The 21099-nt window shown below is 48.7% G+C and carries 19 protein-coding genes and 1 pseudogene; 14 read left to right on the top strand and 6 right to left on the bottom strand.

Features of this window, described 5'->3' with window-relative positions:
- Positions 1 to 351: 351 nt before the first annotated feature.
- The 3 genes and pseudogenes from glmS to ACTHPM_RS25285 form a co-directional block, all read left to right on the top strand.
- Entirely contained in the window at positions 352 to 2184 is a 1833-nt protein-coding gene (glmS, locus tag ACTHPM_RS25295) for a glutamine--fructose-6-phosphate transaminase (isomerizing) (protein ID WP_440397946.1), read from the top strand.
- A gap of 276 nt (positions 2185 to 2460) precedes the next feature.
- Positions 2461 to 2820, top strand: coding sequence for a site-specific integrase (locus tag ACTHPM_RS25290; RefSeq protein WP_440397945.1), 360 nt, complete (start codon positions 2461 to 2463; stop codon positions 2818 to 2820).
- 60 nt (positions 2821 to 2880) lie between these two features.
- Positions 2881 to 3230: pseudogene (locus ACTHPM_RS25285) on the top strand (VOC family protein); the annotation flags it as partial.
- Positions 3231 to 3306: 76 nt separating this feature from the next.
- Here ACTHPM_RS25285 and ACTHPM_RS25280 read toward each other — a convergent pair.
- The 3 genes from ACTHPM_RS25280 to ACTHPM_RS25270 all read right to left on the bottom strand — a co-directional run bounded on the left by ACTHPM_RS25280 (position 3307) and on the right by ACTHPM_RS25270 (position 5386).
- Positions 3307 to 4188: an SDR family oxidoreductase gene (locus tag ACTHPM_RS25280; RefSeq protein WP_440397944.1), complete on the bottom strand. Its 882-nt coding sequence runs from the start codon at positions 4186 to 4188 to the stop codon at positions 3307 to 3309.
- A gap of 54 nt (positions 4189 to 4242) precedes the next feature.
- Positions 4243 to 4851, bottom strand: coding sequence for an NADPH-dependent F420 reductase (locus ACTHPM_RS25275; protein ID WP_440397943.1), 609 nt, complete (start codon positions 4849 to 4851; stop codon positions 4243 to 4245).
- A gap of 187 nt (positions 4852 to 5038) precedes the next feature.
- A complete protein-coding gene (locus tag ACTHPM_RS25270) occupies positions 5039 to 5386 on the bottom strand; it encodes a winged helix-turn-helix transcriptional regulator (RefSeq protein WP_440397942.1) in 348 nt (115 codons plus the stop codon).
- Positions 5387 to 5753: 367 nt separating this feature from the next.
- Here ACTHPM_RS25270 and ACTHPM_RS25265 point away from each other — a divergent pair, with 367 nt between their 5' ends.
- Entirely contained in the window at positions 5754 to 6710 is a 957-nt protein-coding gene (locus tag ACTHPM_RS25265; protein WP_440397941.1) for a sigma-70 family RNA polymerase sigma factor, read from the top strand.
- 75 nt (positions 6711 to 6785) lie between these two features.
- Positions 6786 to 7211: an SRPBCC family protein gene (locus ACTHPM_RS25260; protein WP_440397940.1), complete on the top strand. Its 426-nt coding sequence runs from the start codon at positions 6786 to 6788 to the stop codon at positions 7209 to 7211.
- An 80-nt stretch (positions 7212 to 7291) separates the two neighbouring features.
- Here the strand turns inward: ACTHPM_RS25260 and ACTHPM_RS25255 are convergent, their stop codons facing one another.
- Positions 7292 to 7708 carry a VOC family protein gene (locus ACTHPM_RS25255; RefSeq protein WP_440397939.1) on the bottom strand — a complete coding sequence of 139 codons (417 nt, stop codon included), beginning with the start codon at positions 7706 to 7708 and terminating at the stop codon, positions 7292 to 7294.
- Positions 7709 to 8317: 609 nt separating this feature from the next.
- Here ACTHPM_RS25255 and ACTHPM_RS25250 point away from each other — a divergent pair.
- The 6 genes from ACTHPM_RS25250 to ACTHPM_RS25225 all read left to right on the top strand — a co-directional run bounded on the left by ACTHPM_RS25250 (position 8318) and on the right by ACTHPM_RS25225 (position 16213).
- On the top strand, positions 8318 to 8851 hold the full coding sequence (locus ACTHPM_RS25250) for a GNAT family N-acetyltransferase (protein ID WP_440397938.1): 534 nt from the start codon (positions 8318 to 8320) through the stop codon (positions 8849 to 8851).
- A complete protein-coding gene (locus ACTHPM_RS25245) occupies positions 8848 to 9366 on the top strand; it encodes a phage tail protein (protein WP_440397937.1) in 519 nt (172 codons plus the stop codon). The genes ACTHPM_RS25250 and ACTHPM_RS25245 overlap by 4 nt, the downstream gene beginning before the upstream one ends.
- A 20-nt stretch (positions 9367 to 9386) precedes the next feature.
- Positions 9387 to 9881: a phage tail protein gene (locus ACTHPM_RS25240; protein WP_440397936.1), complete on the top strand. Its 495-nt coding sequence runs from the start codon at positions 9387 to 9389 to the stop codon at positions 9879 to 9881.
- A 10-nt stretch (positions 9882 to 9891) separates the two neighbouring features.
- The gene (locus ACTHPM_RS25235; protein WP_440397935.1) at positions 9892 to 10413 is read left to right on the top strand and encodes a phage tail protein; all 522 of its coding nucleotides are present in this window, start codon (positions 9892 to 9894) and stop codon (positions 10411 to 10413) included.
- A gap of 802 nt (positions 10414 to 11215) precedes the next feature.
- Positions 11216 to 14950: an S-layer homology domain-containing protein gene (locus ACTHPM_RS25230; protein ID WP_440421720.1), complete on the top strand. Its 3735-nt coding sequence runs from the start codon at positions 11216 to 11218 to the stop codon at positions 14948 to 14950.
- Between the two features lie 276 nt (positions 14951 to 15226).
- On the top strand, positions 15227 to 16213 hold the full coding sequence (locus ACTHPM_RS25225; protein WP_440397933.1) for an SMI1/KNR4 family protein: 987 nt from the start codon (positions 15227 to 15229) through the stop codon (positions 16211 to 16213).
- A gap of 121 nt (positions 16214 to 16334) precedes the next feature.
- Here the strand turns inward: ACTHPM_RS25225 and ACTHPM_RS25220 are convergent, their stop codons facing one another.
- Complete coding sequence (locus ACTHPM_RS25220; RefSeq protein ID WP_440397932.1) at positions 16335 to 17096, bottom strand: SDR family oxidoreductase; 762 nt, start codon at positions 17094 to 17096, stop codon at positions 16335 to 16337.
- Positions 17097 to 17234: 138 nt separating this feature from the next.
- On the opposite strand from ACTHPM_RS25220, the gene ACTHPM_RS25215 reads away from it, so the two are divergent.
- Entirely contained in the window at positions 17235 to 18221 is a 987-nt protein-coding gene (locus ACTHPM_RS25215; protein WP_440397931.1) for an AraC family transcriptional regulator N-terminal domain-containing protein, read from the top strand.
- Position 18222: 1 nt separating this feature from the next.
- Here ACTHPM_RS25215 and ACTHPM_RS25210 read toward each other — a convergent pair whose 3' ends face one another.
- Positions 18223 to 19428, bottom strand: coding sequence for an MFS transporter (locus ACTHPM_RS25210; RefSeq protein ID WP_440397930.1), 1206 nt, complete (start codon positions 19426 to 19428; stop codon positions 18223 to 18225).
- Positions 19429 to 19759: 331 nt separating this feature from the next.
- Here ACTHPM_RS25210 and ACTHPM_RS25205 point away from each other — a divergent pair, with 331 nt between their 5' ends.
- Complete coding sequence (locus ACTHPM_RS25205; RefSeq protein WP_440397929.1) at positions 19760 to 20341, top strand: TetR/AcrR family transcriptional regulator; 582 nt, start codon at positions 19760 to 19762, stop codon at positions 20339 to 20341.
- Between the two features lie 232 nt (positions 20342 to 20573).
- A complete protein-coding gene (locus ACTHPM_RS25200) occupies positions 20574 to 21020 on the top strand; it encodes an ester cyclase (protein ID WP_440397928.1) in 447 nt (148 codons plus the stop codon).
- Positions 21021 to 21099 lie beyond the last annotated feature (79 nt).

The raw sequence follows: 21099 nt of genomic DNA, 5'->3' as shown, positions 1-21099 counted from the left end.
ATTCGAGTAGAGATACTTCGAATTCACGGCAGCGCCAAGTTGACGAGGTGAAGGTGTTCGAAACATTCGGCGGGGACCTTCCGGTGATTCACCACAGCCGTAAACCGAAAACGGAAAATGGATGGGCGACCGTTCACACAACGCTTCCGGTGGGTGAAACGAAAATCATAATTCATGAGTGTGCGGGCAATGATAGCAGTAAGTGCGCAGCAGCCAGATCAGTACATTCGTGAAACGTACCTTGTAAACTTCATACAAGCTTGTTTTCCCGTACTTTCTGGCTATGCCGCATGGCTGTTCCTGCACGCTCTCTAAACCCATTTTGGAGAAGTGAACGGAGGAATTTTAATTATGTGTGGTATTGTTGGATATATTGGTCAAAAAGATACGCAGGAAGTATTGCTCGAAGGACTTAAAAAGCTGGAGTATCGTGGATACGATTCCGCAGGAATCGCGGTATTCACCAATGAGGGATTGCAAATCGCCAAGGCAAAGGGCCGGATCGCAAATCTGGAGTCGAAGCTGGAGGACGCGCCGCTTGTGGGAAGCGCAGGGATCGGACATACGCGCTGGGCAACCCACGGCAAACCATCGGACGTGAACTCGCATCCGCATACGGACAACAGCCATAAGTTTTCGGTCGTGCATAACGGCATTGTCGAAAACTATTTGGAGCTGAAGGATGAGCTGATCGAGCAGGGACATCAGTTCGTATCGGAAACCGATACGGAAGTTATTTCCCACCTGATTGCACGCGAGTATGACGGTGATATCGTCAAAGCGGTGCAAAAGGCGATCACGCATATGCGCGGCGCTTTTGCGCTGGGTGTGCTGACGGAATACGAACCGGATAAACTGGTAGCTGTTCGTCAGGCAAGTCCACTCATTATCGGCATCGGGGAAGGCGAGAACTTTATCGGTTCGGACATTCCGGCGATTCTGCAATATACGCGCAATGTGTATATCCTGAACGACGGCGAGATGGCTGTGCTGACCAAAGACTCTGTCGAATTGATGACCATTGAAGGGAATTTTATTTCTCGGGAAATGATTCATGTCGATTGGGATGCGGTCACTGCGGAAAAAGGCGGCTTTGAGCACTTCATGCTTAAAGAGATCCACGAACAGCCTAAAGCCTATCGCGACACGATGCGCGGACGGATCGACGAATTCGGCAAGAAAGTGATTCTGCCTGAGCTGAAGCTGACTCCAGAGCAGATTAAAGGCATCAGCAAAGTGCAAATCGTGGCCTGTGGTACTGCTTACCATGCAGGTCTGGTGGGCCGTCATGCCATCGAGTCCTTGGTACGCATTCCTGTCGAGACAGATGTTGCTTCCGAGTATCGTTACCGTTCTCCGATTGTGACGCCGGATACGCTCGTGATCGTCGTGAGCCAATCGGGCGAAACTGCGGATACGCTGGCAGCCCTGCGTGAGGCTCAGTCGCATGGTGCACATGTGCTGGCCATCACCAACGTGGTGGGAAGCTCTATCGCCCGCGATGCGGATGACGTCATCGTGACCCTGGCAGGTCCGGAAATTGCCGTGGCTTCGACCAAGGCCTATACTTCACAGCTGATTGCCTTCTACCTGCTGTCCCTGTACCTGGCAGAGGTGCGCGGCACACAGACGGAGGAAGAGGTTGCAAAGATCATTGCCGCGATGCAGGCACTGCCTGAGCAGCTGGAGAGCATGCTGGCGAATCCGGATGCGATTAAAGCCTACGCCGAACAGATCTCCAAGCATGAGCACTTATTCTTTATTGGACGGGGACTGGATTACGCGGTGGCACAGGAAGGCTCGCTCAAACTGAAAGAGATTTCCTATATCCACTCCGAGGCGTATGCAGCCGGCGAACTGAAGCACGGTACGCTGGCCCTGATCGAGGACGGCATTCCGGTGATTGCCCTGGCAACCCAGGAGGCCGTGCTTGAGAAAACCGTGAGCAACATCAAAGAAGTCAGCGCCCGCGGCGCCGATATCATGGCGATTACGCATGAGGAGCATGTCGTCAGCCTGCTGAAATCCGTGAACCAGGCGTTTGCGATTCCGCAAACCCTGCCGCTACTGACGCCTGCACTGTCCGTCGTTCCGCTGCAGCTGCTGTCCTACTACGCTTCCCTCGCGAGAGGAAACGACGTGGATAAGCCGCGGAATTTGGCGAAAAGCGTGACGGTGGAGTAAGAGGACTGCGTTCGTGATTCATAGCTGTTAAAAGAGAGTAAGGTATTAGACTGAAAAATAAAGTGTTAAGCTCGGTTAATTGCAGTAACGTAAATAGAGGATGGTTAGTTCATTATATGAGCTAATCTCCTCTATTTTTTGTTTAATAGAAATATTAACTTAGGCTTTATATCTTAGTATAAATATTTAGTATATTGAGGATAAGAGCTTTCGTTCGGGGTGCTGTTGTGAGAGTACAAAAACTAACTTAATGATAATAAAAAGAGATATCTGCTGTTGGATGCAGTAGGTGTTCCAGTTGTTCCTGTGATGAAGTATTTAAAATACCTGGATCAGACAGGTAAAAGCAACAATACACTGAAGAATTATTGCTATGCATTAAAGCAGTATTTCACTTATCCTGAAGAGCGGAAGATAAATTACAAAGAAGAAGGAGTTAAGGATCTGGCTGACTTTGTAGGGTGGTTGCGTAAAATAAATACCCTGTTTTGTTCAATTACCGTCATTCATTTTCAATTTCGTGCCAGCGTGCAGTTAGCGTACAGTCTGATGCTTTCTTCCAGATCGTCGATTCGGTCTGGGGGAATCCTAAGAGCCAGAGACTGCTCAAGCGTGGCGCGGACAGAAAGCGGCTGAGGCGCGGCAACGGACATTCCAGAACTCTTCGGGATATTTGGCTATAGCGAACATGGTAGCGTTGCAGCCGAACTCGTTGTGCCATCATGCACTCTTGCCATCGGCCACTCTCAAACGACGCAGCTGTTCGGCACGGATTCCGCAATGAGCGCCAATAATCGAACTGTCATTATTGAGTTTCAGGTTGACGATGTCGAAGCTGAATACACGCGCTGGAAGTCATTTGTCGAAAACTGGGTATTGAAACCAACCATAATGCCATGGGGGAATCGTTCTATGCTGTTCCGCGATCCCGATGGCAACCCCTTATTAACCTCTTTGAGCCAGTGACTGAGGATGTAATTAAACGGTTTAGAGGAGTAGTAAAGCGAATTATAAGTCATTCCGGGCGGGAAACGTTAGCTCAATAAAATAGCGACAGTCAATTTTCTCGTCCTTGGCTGTCGCTGTTTCTTTTTCAAATTTAGTCTAAAACATACCCTGCTTTCAATCTTCAACTTTAGAAAACTGATGTTTAAAGAATTCCTTATATGTCATTGGTTTTCGGCCAATTAGACGTTCAAGATCCCCGGATGTCTCCGAAAATTCTCCAGTGTTGACTCCTCGCACCCAGCCTAATAAAAAATCAGTCATGAAAACAGGCAAGTCATTCGCTACCATAGAGTCTACATATTCTTTTTCGCTAACTGCCTCATAAGGGATATTCATCCCACTAATCTCCGAGAGGGCTTCAGCGATGTCTGCAAAAGAGCTTCCCTCGCTGCCACTTAGAGTGTATGACTTATTTTCGTGCCCGTGTTGGGTGAGAACGGCTACGTTAGCAGCCGCCAAGTCATCCAGAGATGCAGCGGCAACTTTGCCGCAACCCTCTGGTACACGCACGCCGGCTTTAAGCGCATCTCCGAAATACATATGCAAGGTTTCAAGGTACGGTGGATTCCGCAGAATGGTATAGTCTAATCCGGATGCTCTAAGCGTTTGTTCAGCAAATAAGTCTGACATCGTTACTTCGGGCAAAATAAGATTTGAATTTTCTTTTCGAATGATCGACGTGTAGATCACTTGTTTAACACCAGCCTGCTTTGCAGCTGCGATGACATTGAAATGTTGCGTATTACGGTCGGTAAATGCTTGCGCGGAGATAAGCATGACTTTGTCAACACCATTAAAAGCTCGCAGAAGGGAATTATAATCAAAATAGTCGCCCTGATGGGCCTCCACACCTTCTTTAACAAACCTTTCGATTTTTTCGGATTGCGGATCACGTACCAATACAGCGACCTGATTTGCCGGAACCTTTTTAAGAAGAAGGTTTAGCGTCCTGCTGCCAAGATTACCCGTTGCTCCAGTAATAAGTATTTTACCCATATTAGTAACCCCTTTGAACTTTTATTGATAAACCAGTTGCAGTATAGAATAACGTTATCGTACAGTGTATTGATCCAGCAGATTTAAATTCAATCCAGCGAGAGGTCCTCCTATTTGCTGCAGCAGACCGCCCTGGCTCAAGGATCCAAGATCAATACAGGCAAAGCCAATCTTCTCCCAAATTTCTTTCAAGACTTGTTTTACCTGGATGTCGTCACCGGATATGAACAGGACAGTCTTCGGCTTCTCTTCCGTGTAATCCTTAATCCATTCCATCGGAACGCTGTTAAAAGCTTTAATTACATGAGCACCCGGAGCATATTGGGCTACGATTTCACTTGAATTCTTTCCTGACCATTCACCTAGTAGAGGTTCCGTATTTTCAAAACGGTTGGTAGCATCAATAAGAACGCGGCCTGTCCAGTCAGGAACCATTGACAAAGCAGCAGGCATTTGCGCCCATGTGACGCATAATATTACAAAGTCCTGCTCAGCTGCTTCTGACGGTGTTCCGGATTTTGCGCCAGCACCGAGCGAGCTTATCAGATCTGAGAGCGTTTCGGGACCACGGCTATTACTGAGAATAACTTCATGACCGTGAAGCAATAGATGTTTCGCCAACGTTTGAGCAACTGTTCCAGCACCAATAAAGCCAAATTTCATAACGCACCTCCAAAAACTTATCAACCTACATACAACTCTTTTATTAATTCTTTGGTTTTCTTCATGGCCACAAGTCTTATTATGTTCCATCTTTAACTTTTAAAATAGTACGTACTTTTAGGTTATATAGTAACTAAAAGGTGATAATTGTGATGAAGTGCAGAATAAATAGGTCATTGAAATTACTCTATTCTACATTTAATCTCCGATATTCATCCTTGCTCAAGTTCTTCTCTGCATAATTTTGGCCCCAATCACAAAGAGCTCGCAAAGTGGGTTCAAGTGACATACCCATTTCTGATATTGAATATTCCACTTTTGGCGGTACCTGATTGTACATGTTTCTTATAATCAAATTAGCACTCTCCAACTCCCGCAACGACTGGACTAACATTTTCTGAGATATTGTGGGTATTAGCCTTTTCAATTCCCCGGTCCGTTTAGGACCTTTTATTAAATAATACAGAATAAGAGGCCTCCACTTCCCGCCAATGACATCTAAAGTGATTTCCAGATCACAATAAAAAGTTTTCAATTAAAAAACACTACCCTTCATTAAAATTTCCATTATTATAATACATGATAACCCTATTACTTGTTGATCTAACGGGAACCGATTTTTCCTGGCCTTTGCTCGGCTTTTCTTTTACAGCACGAGATGGGGTCAGGGAGATAGAAGGGGGAAACAGGTATTATCGAGGTAATTACACCATATTATTTTTAAGTCGCTCATATGAATGAGCGGCTTTTTGTATCTCATGAGTTTTATTCATAAATTTGGTGAGTATGGATGATGTGGAAATTAACTATTATTCATCCCGACTATTAATCTATTGAGGCTGTCCGCTTCATTGCATATAATGAAGGTACTTGCCCTAAGGGAGATCGTTAAGGAGGCTGCGATGAACGAGAAAGCATTTGACGAAGCATTATTTGCTAGCTTAAAGCCGGGTTTAACCTCGTTCTGTTACCGAATGCTAGGGTCCATGGAAGATGCAGATGATGCCGTTCAGGAGACGAGTATTCGGGTCTGGCAGAACTGGAGTGCGTTCAGACAGGATTCCTCGTTCAAAACTTGGGTCTATCGGATTGCCTCCAACCTGTGCTTGGACAAGCTGAGACAATCCAAACGCCGTGCGCTTCCCGTTGACCTGTACGATCCGGCCGTCGCCATCACCGAGCCGCGCGACACGCTGCCGGACTCTGCCTGGATCTGGCCGTCTCCCGACTTTGGGGGCAATCCGGAGGATCGGCTCGTCCGCAGAGATACCCTTCAACTGTGCTTCATCGCTCTCCTGCAGACCTTGCCTCCGCGGCAGCGCGCGGTACTCATTTTGAAGGATGTATTTGAATGGTCCTCCAAGCAGATCGCGGAGACATTGGCGATATCGCCGGCAGCAGTGAACAGCGCCTTGCAAAGGGCCCGAGAGACGATGGACCGGGCGCAGCTTCGCTCGGATGAGCTCAGCAGCATGGACGTTCAACCGGAGCAGCAGCTGCTGCTCCGGTATGTGGAAGCCTTCGAGCAATTCGATATTGCTGCGCTTGTCGCGCTGTTCCACGAGGAGGGCTGTATGTCGATGCCCCCATTCGAGATGTGGATCCGCGGCAAGAAAGATTTGTCCGCCTTCTATTCGCTTACTCGCTGGCATTGCGAAGGTTCGCGTTTTGTGCCCATCGCGGTGAATGGCGGTTATCCGGCGTTAGCCCAGTATATGCCGGACAAAGACGGCTCTGGCCTGGTACCCTGGGGCATCCACGTCATCGAAACCAAAGAAAATCAAATTTTGCATGTTCAAAACTTTATTAATACAAAATTGTTTTTGCGTTTTGGGCTGCCCGAGCGACTCGACCGATGAATTTCGTATTTGGCATTCGTCTATATCATTGAGATGAACCAAACGACGAATATCATGAGAGAGGTGTCCAATCCAATGGAAACGAATCAACCAACGAAAGTAACTGTACAAACCGTCATAAAAGCCCCCGTCGAGAAAGTATGGCGCTATTGGTCCGAGCCGGAGCATATCACCAAGTGGAATCAGGCGTCCGAGGACTGGCATGCGCCGAGAGCCGAAAACGATCTGCGGGTCGGCGGGAAGTTTTCGACGCGGATGGAAGCGAAGGATGGCAGCATGGGCTTTGATTTTGGCGGCGTCTACGATGTGGTGAATCCGCATGAGACGATCGGCTACACCATGGAAGACGGAAGAAGAGTGGATATTGCTTTCATTGATCAAGGGAATGAGACGAAGGTCATTGAAACGTTCGATGCGGAAAGCTCCAATCCCGTCGAGTTTCAGCAAGCAGGCTGGCAAGCGATCATGGACCATTTCAAAGCATATACCGAACAAAATTAATCATCGCGAAGAGAGACGCCGGGGAAGATGCCCGGCGTCTCTCTTTTAAGAACCCTGGTACGAAGTGCTTTCCGTTCGCCTTAACCTTGTGCTGCATCCATGTTCATGTAGTTAATGGCCCACAGATGACCGTCCAAGTCCACGAAGCCCCAATGATACATAGACCCATGATCTTCAGGTTCAGCGTGCAATTTTCCGCCTAATGAGACTGCTGTATTCACGATTTCATCGACCTTTTCCCGGCTCTCGAAGGTGAGTGCGATCGTCATCTGCGCATACTTGCTCGTATCGACGGATTCCTTCTCCGTGAGCGTATTAAAGAATGCTTGATTGATCAGCATGACCTGCAGGTCGTCGCCGATCACGATGGCTACCGAATTCTCATTATCGGGGAATTGCGGGTTGAGCTCGAATCCGAGTCCGGTGAAGAACGCTTTCGATTGTGCTACGTTTTGTACAGGCAGATTGAAGCTCGTGAATGCGGACATTAATGCCATTTTCAAAACACCCCTTCGCCAAACTAGTTTGAATGCATTTATACCTTCGTTTATATAGACGACAGCCGATCCGGGAATTCATCGGTCTCATGATTCGGAAGCGTAAACTTTGAAAAATAACATGGTACTGCGTTCGGATACCATTCCCTTAAGGTTGCTTATTCTTAATGTCTTCAAGGAAGGCAAGGTAACCAGTTTAATGCGAATGCAGCATTAACGAGGGCAGAGTCGATTACCGTATTGCTGAAAGCGATAAGGGAATTTGGCGTTTATTAGTTAAAAAGTCAGGCCTGTTGATTAACCGCAGAAGGGTAGAAAAAGAGCCCGACTGGGTGATGTCCCGATGATGTTTGACAGCTCATCGGGACATTTTTGTGTCCAAGTCGAAAAATGGGGGCTGCACGATTACTCCCTGAAAGGTCCTGAGGTAGTCACTCAACGGGCTCTGTTTATGTCGAATAACAGGCTATAGTTACTTTACCCCAAAATAATTATCGACAAAATCTAACATTTTTAAGTTTCGTGGGAGGAATGTCCCATCGAATGAAGAATTTATCAATTTAAAGCAGTGATCAATGTCATTGCAGAATCGTAATCGCAACTTAGACTGTGAGCACTCATCAATTCTATGACGAAAGGCTTAGTATGATAGAAACAAGACAAGCAGAGGTTGAAGACGAATCCTTTCTATACCACCTGTATGCCTCGACTAGAAGAGACGAAATTATGGCATCGGGGTGGGAAGGGACGCAGGTTGAACAATTTCTTGATATGCAGTGGAGGATGCAAAAGGGGGCGTACAAGCTGCAGTATCCCGTGGCCGAGCAACTCATCATTGTATGCGATGGAATGCGGGCCGGGCGTATGATGGTTAACCGAACTGCCCGTGTAATCAACTTAATTGATATCTCCATGCTTCCTTCCTTTCGAAGCCGTGGTATTGGAGAATCGATGATCAGGCAGCTGCAGCAGGAGGCTTTAGCAGGATCACAAACGATTGAGCTTCAGGTTATGTCGAATAACCGTGCACGGCGGCTTTATGTAAGATTAGGTTTTGAGCTAACCGAAACGTCGGATCCGTATTGTAAAATGAGCTGGTCTCCGTTTCATCGGGACAACGAACGAGAGGGGTTAAGGACATGAGCGAACCATACGTTGGAGAAATCCGTATGTTTGCAGGTAATTTTGCGCCAGTCGGATGGGCTTTTTGTGACGGAAGTCTATTATCCATCAGCGAATATGACACATTGTTCATGCTTTTGGGCACTACCTACGGAGGCGACGGGCAGAGTACGTTCGCCCTCCCTGATTTGAGAGGGAGAATTCCTCTGCATACCGGTCAAAATCCAGCGACAGGCACCCACTATTCGCTTGGACAGCTCGGTGGCTCTGAAACGGTAACTTTAACTACCGGACAACTTCCTGCCCATACGCACATGGTTTCCGCAAATGCTGCGGCCAGCGAATCGGCCAGCCCGCAAAATAACGTCTGGGGATCAAGCAACGCAAGGCCCTATGTTGTTGGCGAACCGAATGGAAATATGAACCCGGCCGCGGTCTCTCCTTCCGGCGGGAACCAGGCCCATGATAATGTAATGCCGATTTTGACGGTAAGCTTTATTATCTCGTTATTTGGTCTATATCCCATGCAGGATTAATTTTTTGAGGAGGATGCTTTATGCCAGAACCTTTCATAGGTGAGATTCGTGTATTTTCATTCGGGATTGTACCTAAAGGCTGGGCCGCATGCAATGGACAGACGCTCCCGATTAATCAGAACCAGGCTTTATATTCCATTTTGGGTACCCTTTACGGCGGTGACGGGGTTACGACGTTTGCCCTGCCAGATTTAAGGGGAAGAGCGCCGGTTCATCAAGGTAGCGGTTTACTGCTTGGACAATCCGCAGGCGAAGAACATCACACGTTAACGGTCCAAGAAATGCCTCAGCATACGCACCAGGTATCCGGAGCCGGTACCTCGTCCTCGAATAAAGCGGCAAACAATGTTTGGGGGACGGCCCCTTCACTGATGTATGCCGCAAATGCAACTTCGCAAATGAGCCCTAACGCGCTATTATCGGCGGGGCAAAGTCAGCCTCATAACAATATGCAGCCCTATACCGTTTTATCGTATTGTATTGCCATTAACGGGATTTTTCCGTCAAGGAATTAGGAGGAGTGCAATGGATCAATTTCTTGGAGAAATTCGTTTATTTGCCGGAAATTTCGAGCCTAAAGGTTGGGCATTTTGCAACGGTCAATTGCTGGCGGTCTCCCGATATACGGCTTTGTTCTCCCTGTTAGGAACGCAATACGGCGGTGACGGAAAAAACAACTTCGCCCTTCCGAATTTCCAAGGCCGGGCTCCGCTTCATCACGGACAAGGCCCCGGACTAAGCGATTACAGGGTAGGTGAACCGGCAGGTACAGCCTCCGTTACGCTATTGACAACCCAAATTCCGTCGCACACGCACGTACCGAACAGCCAATCCGCTACCAATGGCGTTGCCAACCCGACAGGAGCGGTATGGACCAGCTCAGCCGGATTAAGCGGGCAGAAAGTGTACGGCTCGACTCCGGATACGCCGATGAGCCCAATGGCCATTCAACCTCAAGGCGGCACCCAGCCGCATAATAATCGACAGCCGTATCTGGGGCTTCATTTCATTATTGCCCTGGAGGGGATTTTTCCACCCAGATCTTAACTGAAGGTTCACCTTATTCTCAATCGGCCTGACTTCCATAAGGACTTCAGGCCATTTTGCTGTACGATTTATTGTTTAACAATTAAGAAATATGGGGGGGATATCTTTTATGTACAGGAAGACATTATCCGTGGTCCTGACCGCATTGCTGCTCATCGGAGTCGTATCGCCGACGCTGCTCGGCACAACGGCGCATGCCGCTACGCTGTCTTTGGAACCGGAGGCGGATCTTTTTTCCGTGGGGGATAGTTATATCGGGACAGATGATACTGCACAACAATTATATGTGGGTACAACAGATCTTGATGGTACTGCGGAGCCTTCAATAGCAGCCCTTCGATTTAATCTCGGGGCAATACCGGGAACTGTCACCAAATTTGAGCTTCGGCTTACCTTAACGGGCATTGAAACTAGTAATGGGAATGAGAATGAATTTTACATTGATGCCTGGGGATCTCCCAATGACACGATGAGGGATGACGATCCGGTATTTCCCGCATATCAACGGGACGGTCCTAATGCTCATGTAAATTATAATGAAATGCCTAAGCCTGCGAATGACTGGGTATTGCCTATTGACGTAACATCTATTGTTAAAGCACAGACAAACGCAGACGACCGTAATGTTACCATTGTCTTAACAGGGAATGAGTCCTTAAACGCTTCAGCGAGAATTCTGAGTTACTCTAGGGAAGCTGCTGAAGGATTACGCCCACAACTTATTGTGACTTATGAAGAAAATCAACCTCCAACGGGCTCGATTGATATCGCAGGAGAAGCTCTTTATACCAGTACAGCAAATGTGAACTTGAATTTGACGTACAGTGATCCTAATGGCGACCCTGCTCAAATGAGATTGTCCAACGATGGGATCACTTGGTCTGACTGGGAAGCGGCCGCAGCAGCGAAGCCCTGGACGTTGACCAACGGAGACGGACTTAAAACGGTCTATTATCAGCTTCGTGACAGCTCGAATGCTGAATCTGGGGTATACCAAGACACCATAACGCTGGATACAATCCCTCCTCAGATAACAGGGGTTACCCAAGGCGGATTGTATAATACAGACGTTACCATAACGTCGAATGAAGGCACGGCCACGTTAGACGGAAAATCGTTTGTACTCGGCAGCAAAGTAAGCATCGATGGTATTCATACGCTTGTGGTTACGGATTCTGCAGGCAATACGACAACGGTTTCCTTTACCATCGACAAAACGGCTCCGACCGTAACCGGTGTAACAGACGGAGGCAGTTACAATACGAACCGTACGATTACTTTTACCGAGGGTACGGCTACATTAAATGGTAATCCGTATACCCCAGGGATGGCGGTCAGCATCGAAGGCAGCTATGCACTTGTTGTAACAGACGCGGCAGGGAATGAAACGAAGGTTTCCTTCACAATCGACAAAACCAGCCCGATCATTTCGGGAATCTCGAACGGTAAACTTTACAACATGGATCAAACGGTGACGTTTGACGAGGGAACGGCGACGTTGAACGGCGGTCCGTTTACATCAGGTGCAACCATCAGCCAAGATGGAAACTACACACTTGTCGTGACGGATAAGGCGGGCAACAGCACAACGGTAACATTCTCAATCGACAAAACACCTCCAACCGTAACTGGAGTAACAGACGGAGGCAATTACAATACGGACCAAACGATTACGTTCAATGAGGGTAATGCTCTGTTAAACGGTAAATCGTATACATCGGGAACGACGATCAGCGAGGAAGGCAGCTATACGCTGGTCATAACTGATGCCGCTGGCAATGTGACAACCGTAAACTTCTCGCTCGACATAACCAAACCGGTCGTTTCGGGTGTTGAAGATGGGAAGCTGTACAACGCCGATCAAACGGTGACATTTAATGAAGGGATGGCGACGTTGAACGGCGACCCGCTCGCATCCGGTGATACTATCAGCCAAGATGGTGATTATACACTCGTCGTGACGGATAAGGCTGGCAACAGCACAACGATAGTATTCTCAATCGATAAAACACCTCCAACCGTAACTGGAGTAACAGACGGAGACAATTACAATACGGACCAAACGATTACGTTCAATGAAGGTAACGCTCTGTTAAACGGTAAATCGTATACATCGGGAACAACGATCAGCGAGGAAGGCAACTATACGCTTATCGTAACGGATGCCGCTGGCAATGTGACAACCGTAAGCTTCTCGATCGACAAAACCAAACCAGTCGTTTCGGGTGTTGAAGACGGGAAGCTGTACAACACCGATCAAACGGTGACGTTTAATGAAGGGATGGCGACGTTGAACGGCGACCCGCTCGCATCCGGTGATACTATCAGCCAAGATGGTGATTACACACTTGTCGTGACGGATAGGGCTGGCAACAGCACAACGGTAACGTTCTCTCTCGATAAAACACCTCCAAGCGTAACCGGAGTAACAGACGGAGACAATTACAATACGGACCAAACGATTACGTTCAATGAGGGTAATGCTCTGTTAAATGGCAAATCGTATACATCGGGAACGACGATTAACGAAGAAGGCAGCTATACGCTGGTCGTAACGGATGCCGCTGGCAATGTGACAACCGTAAGTTTCTCGCTCGACAAAACCAAACCGGTCGTTTCGGGTGTTGAAAATGGGAAGCTGTACAACGCCGATCAAACGGTGACGTTTAATGAAGGGATGGCGACGTTGAACGGAGATCCGTTCGCATCCGGCGATACTATCAGCCAAGATGGAGACTACACGCTCGTCGTGACCGATAAGGCTGGCAACAGCACAACGGTAACGTTCTCTCTCGATCAAACACCTCCAAGCGTAACCGGAGTAACAGACGGAGGCAGCTATAGTACGGAACAAACCATAACGTTTACCGAGGGAACAGCTGCCTTAAACGGTAAGCCTTATACATCAGGGACGCCTGTCAGCGAAGAAGGCAGCTACGTGCTTGTTGTAACGGATGCCGCAGGGAACGAAGCAAAGGTTTCCTTCAAAATTGATAAAACGAAGCCAGTGATTTCCGGTGTTACGGACCAGGGTGAATACAAAACGCCTGTTACCGTAACGTTCAATGAAGGGACGGCGAAGCTGAACGGCAGCCCGTTCACTTCGGGTTCCACGATTTCCACTGGAGGCAAATACACGCTTGTTGTAACCGATGAAGCCGGGAACCAAAGCTCTGCAAGTTTTACATTAACGTTAGCGACCAGCAACCCGGGCGGCAGCACCGGCGGTAACGGAAGCCCTGGCAGTAGCGCTGGCAATAACAATAACACCGACAACGGCGCGAGTCATCCTAGTACTCCATTCATGATCATCGTAAACGGACAGGTTCAAGAGCAAATTGCACAAGCGCATGTTGAAACGAGAAATGGCAGAAACATAACCATTGTTTCGTTCGATGAGCAAAAGCTTGAAGACAAACTTCAAAAGGAGCCGTCGGGATCGACAATCGTGATTCCAATCCGTAACACGGAACAGGGGATCGCAGAATTAAACGGGCGCATGGTAAAGGCATTGGACAACAAAGCGGTTACTCTGCAAATTCAAATTAATCAAGCGACTTACACAATCCCGGCCAAAGAAATGAATATCATCAAAATTTCAGAAGCCTTCGGTACCGGTGCCGCTCTTGATGACATTAAATTTAGCATTGCGGTTATGCAGGCTTCTGATCAGGACATCAAGCTTCTGACAAGCGGATTGGGTGCCGTGAAACGAGTAGCCCCGGCCGTCTACTTCTCTATTACAGCTGCTTATCATGGCAAAGAGGTTGAAGTCGATCAGTTCCATGCTTTTGTAGAACGATCGATTACGATCCCTGATGGTGTGGATTCGAAGAAAATCACGACAGGCGTCGTACTTAAGAAAGACGGTACAATCGCACACGTTCCGACAAAAATCGAGACGAGAGACGGGAAGCCGACCGCCATTATCAACAGTTTAACGAACAGTGTATATTCCGTTATATATAACGAAAAAGCTTTCGCTGACACAACCCATCACTGGGCCAAAGCAAGTATTGAGGACATGTCTGCGCGGATGATTATTGAGGGCGTGAATGAAAATCAGTTTTTGCCTGATCAAGGCATCACGCGTGCAGAATTTACGGCCATCCTTGTCCGGGCGTTAGGAATGCACCATTTCGACAAACCTGCTGCCTTCCGTGATGTGGATAAAAGTGACTGGTTTTATGAACCCGTATCCATTGGTTCGAGTTATGGTTTAGTTGAAGGATTTAATCATAACGAGTTTCTCCCTGATCAAAAAATGACAAGAGAAGAAGCTATGGTGCTCTTAGCCCGCGCGATGAATTTTACCCATATGGATACAAACATTACGGAGAGCGAGAGTGTCAGGATTTTGGGAGCGTTTAAGGATGGGGGGCAATTTCATGCATGGTCCAAGAATGCCGCAGCCCTCAACGCAAAAATCGGCATATTAACCGGCTTCAACGGCTTGGCGCTTCCGAATCAGCAGATTACCCGAGCCGAGACGGCCGTCATGGTCCAACGTCTGCTCCGGCAAGCTGGTTTGATTTAGGCGGGATCGCGGTTGGTTTTAATCATTGCACACCAAGCAAGGGTTGCCCTGTTTAAGGGCAACCCTTTTTTCGCGGCCCAAGGAAAATACAACTCTACATCCATTAGTGAAGGTTTATGAATCTGGTAATATATAATATAAGCAACGAATAGAAAGCCCAGATGCGAACTTCTTCTCAACGCATCATGGGAGGTGGAATCGGAATAGCATGCATAATTACTGCATGACTATGCTCGCACAAGAGCCTATTATTAAGTAAAAAGATGGAGGCAGTCTATGAATACCAAACAGGCCATCGAATTATTGCGATATCACGCATTTCAGGACGACGATGTGCACCATCCCAAGATGGAGCGGGGGTTCCTGGGCAGCTTGAGACCGTTTCAAGGCGAGCTGAAGGAAAGCAATTTTCATGAATTGATGACATTGATTCGCGCGTTGGCAGGCGAACTGGGGCAGGATACGCTCGATCGCCGGGTGATCTCCTGCCTGTTTAGCATCTGCCAGTTGGCCCGGGCCTGGGCTGTAGAACCCCAGGGGATGCTGCAAAGAAACCGGCTGCTATCCGATGAACAGACAGCGCAGATGGAGCGCTGGCTGGACATGATCTCGTACGCCGTTATGGTGTTGCTGGACCGGGGCAGTGAAGAGGAGGCTTTTTGGGGGTACAGGGAATATGTCAACGAGCGCCTCAGCCCGCTGATGACGGTTCTTGACGATCTGCTGCACCGCAAAGCAATGGAAGAGGAAATCCGCCGCTTGTACCTGGAGTATGCCGAACGGGCGGGGGCGACGGAGGAGAGCTTGGCAGCGTTCGAGCAGGCACACGGCATTTTGCTGCCGGAGGATTTTCGAGCTTTTTACCGGAAAAAGAACGGCAGCGGCTACGCTTTCCACATGCTGTACCCCTGGGAAGACGGAACGCCGATGTATTTGATGTCGCTGGAGGAAATGAGCGAGACGAAAACGTTCTTTTGCGAAAGAGACGAATGGCTTGAGGAATACAGCTCCGCGGAGGAGATCAAGGAGCTTGATCCGCAAATCAAGCCTTATCTGTTCCATACGCGCTGGTTTCCCTTTGCGACGATGGCCGGTGGCTCCATGTATTTGATGCTTGACCTCGATCCTGCAGATCTTGGCACTTACGGGCAGATTATCGCCTACGTTCACGATCCGGATTTTCTGCATTATGTCGCGGAATCGTTCACGGTGTTGCTCGAAAAGTCGAACCGTCATTTAGCCGCGCTGGACGAAATCGCATAGCATTTTATAGGCGACAATACGGGGTTTTCATGGAGCTTAAACAGAAAAAGGTCCCGATGTAAGCAGCTTCACTCACCCGGGACTGTTATTACAAATTTTTGTTACATCATTCTCCGTTACCTTAAGCCTGAGATGTGGAACGAATCACGATTTCGTTCACATCAACGTTGGCTGGCTGCTCGATCGCGTATACTATGGCACGGGCAATGGTCTCCGGCGGCAACGCGAATTTGTCGCGAGATTCTTCGAGCTGGGCCTTCACCTCCCGATTCGTCACACCCTCAGCGAAATTCGTCCGAACAAATCCGGGTGAGATGATCGTTACACGCACCTTATCACCGGCTTCCTGCCGCAAACCCTCGGAGATGGCGCGGACGGCGAACTTCGTGGCAGAATAAACGGACTGGCTCGGTACCGTTTTATGTCCCGCTGTAGAAGCTATATTGACGAAATGTCCGGAACCTTGCTTGCGAAAGACAGGCAATGCCGAGGCGATGCCGTACAATACGCCCTTCATGTTGACGTCGATCATGTTCTCCCAATCCTCTACGCGCAAATCGTCAAGGGGGGAAACCGGCATCACGCCGGCATTGCTCACTAGAACATCCATAGCGCCGAACCGCTCACATGCCAATTGGATGAGTTTGGTCACGTCGTCCCGCCTTCTGACGTCCATGCTGGCATACACGACTTCGCCCCCAGCCTCTGCGATGCGGGCTGCTAACGCTTCTAGGCGATCAGGTCGGCGTGCCCCAAGTACGACTTTTGCCCCGCGTTCCGCCAATAAAAGCGCAGTTGCTTCACCAATTCCACTGCTTGCACCGGTTATGACAACAACTTTATCCTTGATTTCCGACAAGTTTGCATGCTGGATGAATCCCATAGTCGAATCCTTCTTTCATTTGAATATTTTCTTTCGCCTTGAATTATAAGGAATATCAAATGAAGCCAGGTAGACGATTCATAAGCGTTTCTTGCCTATTTCTGTCCGGGTTGAGTTACACTATTCTTATCCTATGAAATGAAAAAGGACTGGTGTTTAGAATTGGATCACCTCATAAACGAGATAGCTGAACGAATTGCAAGTCATGCGCCAAGGGACGGTTTGCACCAAACCATGATTCCGGAGCTTTGTTTCAGGCGCGCATCTGCAGAATCGGAACCGACTCATACCCTTAACATGCCCTCGCTTTACATCATTGCCCAAGGCTCCAAGACAGCCACATTTGCCGGGGAAAGCCTCGTGTGCGATTCGGCGAGTTACATGGTTACATCCGTTCATCTGCCCGTGATTGGCAAAATTACGCATGCATCGCCGCAGATCCCGTACTTAAGTTTACAATTAACACTTGGCCCTGATGTCCTTGTTGATATAAGCAGGAAATCCAGTTCACTGGAAGGGGGAGAAACAGGAAGGGGCTTTTTGCTCAGTCCGTCCACCCCCTCTTTGTTAGATGCGATTCTTCGCCTCGTCAATCTTTTAGATTCGCCTACGGATATTGAGATCCTTGCACCACTCTACATCCGCGAGATCTTTTATCGTGTGCTGGAGGGAGGGCAGGGAGCGTCCATTCGGCAGTTTGCCGTGATCGGAAGCTTTGCGCAGGGGATTTCAAAGGCGATACATGTCATCAACCGTGATTATTCTAAACAATTAGTCATTGAAGAGCTGGCCAAAAAAGTAAGCCTGAATCCGGCAACCATGCACAAGCATTTCAAGAGAGTAACAGGAATGAGCCCGCTTCAGTATCAAAAAATCATTCGATTGCAAAGTGCGCGCCGACTGATGCTCACAGAAGGCTTGGATGCTGCGACAGCAGGATTTCATGTCGGTTACGAAAGCCCATCCCAGTTCAACCGAGAATACGCCCGCTTATTTGGACGCCCGCCAATGAGAGATATCAATCACCTGCGTAACAACGAATTCAACATGAATGGAACGAAAGCAGAAAGGCATAAGGAGATATCAGATGATGATTTTATTGATGGCATGAACTGCCAAAGCTAGCTTAATCCTGCCTGTTCATTCCAACAGCAACCTGCTGCGTAAAACGCCGCGTAAATTCCCAGAACACGAGGGCGAGCGCGCTGACCGCGGCTCCCAGGACGCAGACGCCTATCCAGCCGAACACGGCATATGCATTTGTGGCGAGGATGGCGCCTGTCGCGCTGCCGATGGAGTAGAACATCATGTAGGCAGCTGTCAGTCTGCTTCTGGCTTCAGGACGGACTGACATGATCATGGCCTGATTGGTGACGTGAACGGCTTGCACGGCCAGATCAAGCAGGATAATCCCGACAATTAAGGCGAGCAGGGAGCGCTCCGTTAAGTGGATAAACAACCATGATACGGTCAAGCTCAATAGGGCGATGCCCGTTGTAAGCTGCCCCCATCCCCGGTCGGCAAGCTGCCCGGCTTTGACAGCGGCTAATGCCCCGGCTGCGCCAGCCAGGCCAAACGCCCCGATCGCCGTATGGGAAAGGGAATACGGTGCCGTGCTTAGCGGCAGAACCAAGGAGCTCCATAACATGCTGAAAGCCGCAAAAATGAATGCCGCGAGCCCGCCGCGGACAAGCAGCGTGCGTTCTTGCACGAACAGTAGGAGGGTCGAGCCAAGCAGCTTGGGATAAGATAGAGGCACGTGTTGATGTTCAAGGTTCGGTAGCGCCCGGTACAATAAGCCGACCAAAAGAAGCATAAGTGCTGCAGAGGTGAGATAAACCGAGCGCCAACCGCCTATATCGGTGAGCAGACCCGCGAAGGTTCTCGCCAACAGGATACCGAGGACGATTCCGCTTTGAACGAAACCGACGACGCGTCCGCGCTCGGCTGGGGCAGCCAATGTCGACGCGTAAGCGACAAGAGTCTGCGTTACCGGTGCAAGCAATCCGACGACGGCCAAACCCCCAAAAAGCACCGTGACCGTGGGAGACAAGCCAATACCGATCAGAGCCAACACATATAGCAGCATCTGACAGATAATAAGCTTCTTAGGACGGATCAGATCACCGAGTGGAACGAGGAACAGCAGCCCCGCCGCGTAGCACAATTGAGTAATCGTAATCACCACGCCTACGGCGGAGGGGGAGATTCTAAACTCATTTGAGATTTGGTCCAGCAGCGGCTGCGCGCAGTAGACATTGGCGACCGCGACGCCGGAGGCCAAAGCGAACAGAACCAACGTGTAGCGGGATAGGGAAGAACGATTGTTCATGAAGGGATCTCTCCTTGGATTCAATTTATACCGATTGGTACAAAATGATGCACTGCAAATATAATTTAGAGTGAATGGCAATGTCAACTCATTTTTGATGACACAAGGAAATATTCGTGCCGAATTGTATTAAAACGGAGAAAATAGTGAGGTGTGAAGCTAATAGAAGATGATCACCAACTCATTGACAATACATAAAGAGAGGACTAGAATAAATATACCGATTGGTATGAAATATAGATGATTTGGCTAACCCTCAGGGTCGAAAACATTGGAATATGAAACGTACAGAAGGATAGACACTAGGACAAAAGGGGAGGAGATGGACCCGATGGTACGACAACGGGAATTCGATAAGGAACAGGCGCTCGGTGAAGCGATGGAACTCTTTTGGGAAAAAGGGTATGCCGCAACTTCCATCAGCGATTTAACGGCTGCCATGGGTATACAGCGACCCAGCTTATATGCGGCTTTCGGCGATAAAGAAGAGCTTTTCGAAACGGCGCTGCGTAAATACCTGAATCAGCATGCGGCCCGCATTCGGACGAAGCTCCATGCGAATCCATCGGTCAAAGCAGCCATCCATACTTTCTTCGAGGATTTGGTGGAGGACGGATACCGGGAAAAACCAAGTAAGGGGTGTTTCTGTATCAATACGATGGTCGAGCTCGCCCCGCATGATGAGAAATTTGAAATTCTCACCCGTGAACATGAAATGTATCTTGCCGTTATTTTTCAAGAGGTCATTCGTAAGGGGATAAAATCAGGGGAGCTTCAGAGCAGTCTCGACTCTAAAGCTCTGGCACAGACACTGGTCGTTCAACTGATTGGACTGACCGTGCTGCTGAAGTCCCGGCCAGAACGTTCATTCACGGAGCATTCGGTGGGGATGGTCTTATCGCTGCTTGATTGAGGCAGAAATGACGAAGTAACATGTTGAATAAAAAGGATGCAGCTCCCCGGGAAGTAATCAAGCCCTTTTTAGAAGATGCCTGAATGGGGGCTGAGTTTGGAGCGGTTGCCACGTTTGCATGCGGGATTACGTTTTCCAATGGAGATACGGTCAAACTTGCTCATGATTTATGTTTTTGATTCGGCTGAAAATCATGGAAACGGTATCCATAAACCATTCTGGAGGAATGAGCATGACAGCAGAACAAATCGTCAGAACATTTTTCGAAGAGGTACGTTCGGGAAGGGATCCGGAGCATGCGGGTCTTTGGATGGCCGATGAGGTGCACGCTCATCAAATGGTATCCGAAGCAGAAGAGACCGTTATTCGCACGCCACAGCAATATGCGGATCATGTCAGAGAAATGGTGGAAGCTTACGGCCAGTTTTCTTTAGAAGTGCAGGAATGCATTGCGCAGGAAGATAAGGTGTTCATCCGCTGGAAGCAGGTCGGCAGTCATGTGGGGGAAGTCGGCGGCTTCGCCCCTACGGGCCTTCCCTTAATTGAAATTGCCAGCGCGGTCTACCGCATCGAAGCTGGGAAAATCGCGGAGTATTGGATACAGATCGATCGGGCAGGGGTCCAGTCGCAGCTGGAGAGCAATCAACGAATGAAACAGGGTGAGACAAAACCTATCTGATTACGTTCGATCCCGGAAGCAACGAGTCTGGCAAAACGAAAAAGCACTGATCCCGCCGGGTCGGTGCTTTTTCGTTTGG

It is taken from the genome of Paenibacillus sp. SAFN-054, from assembly GCF_051966755.1.
Lineage (GTDB): Bacteria > Bacillota > Bacilli > Paenibacillales > Paenibacillaceae > Paenibacillus_AQ.
The sequence above is the reverse complement of the archived record's forward strand: the minus strand, read 5'-3'. Positions and strand labels throughout refer to the sequence as shown.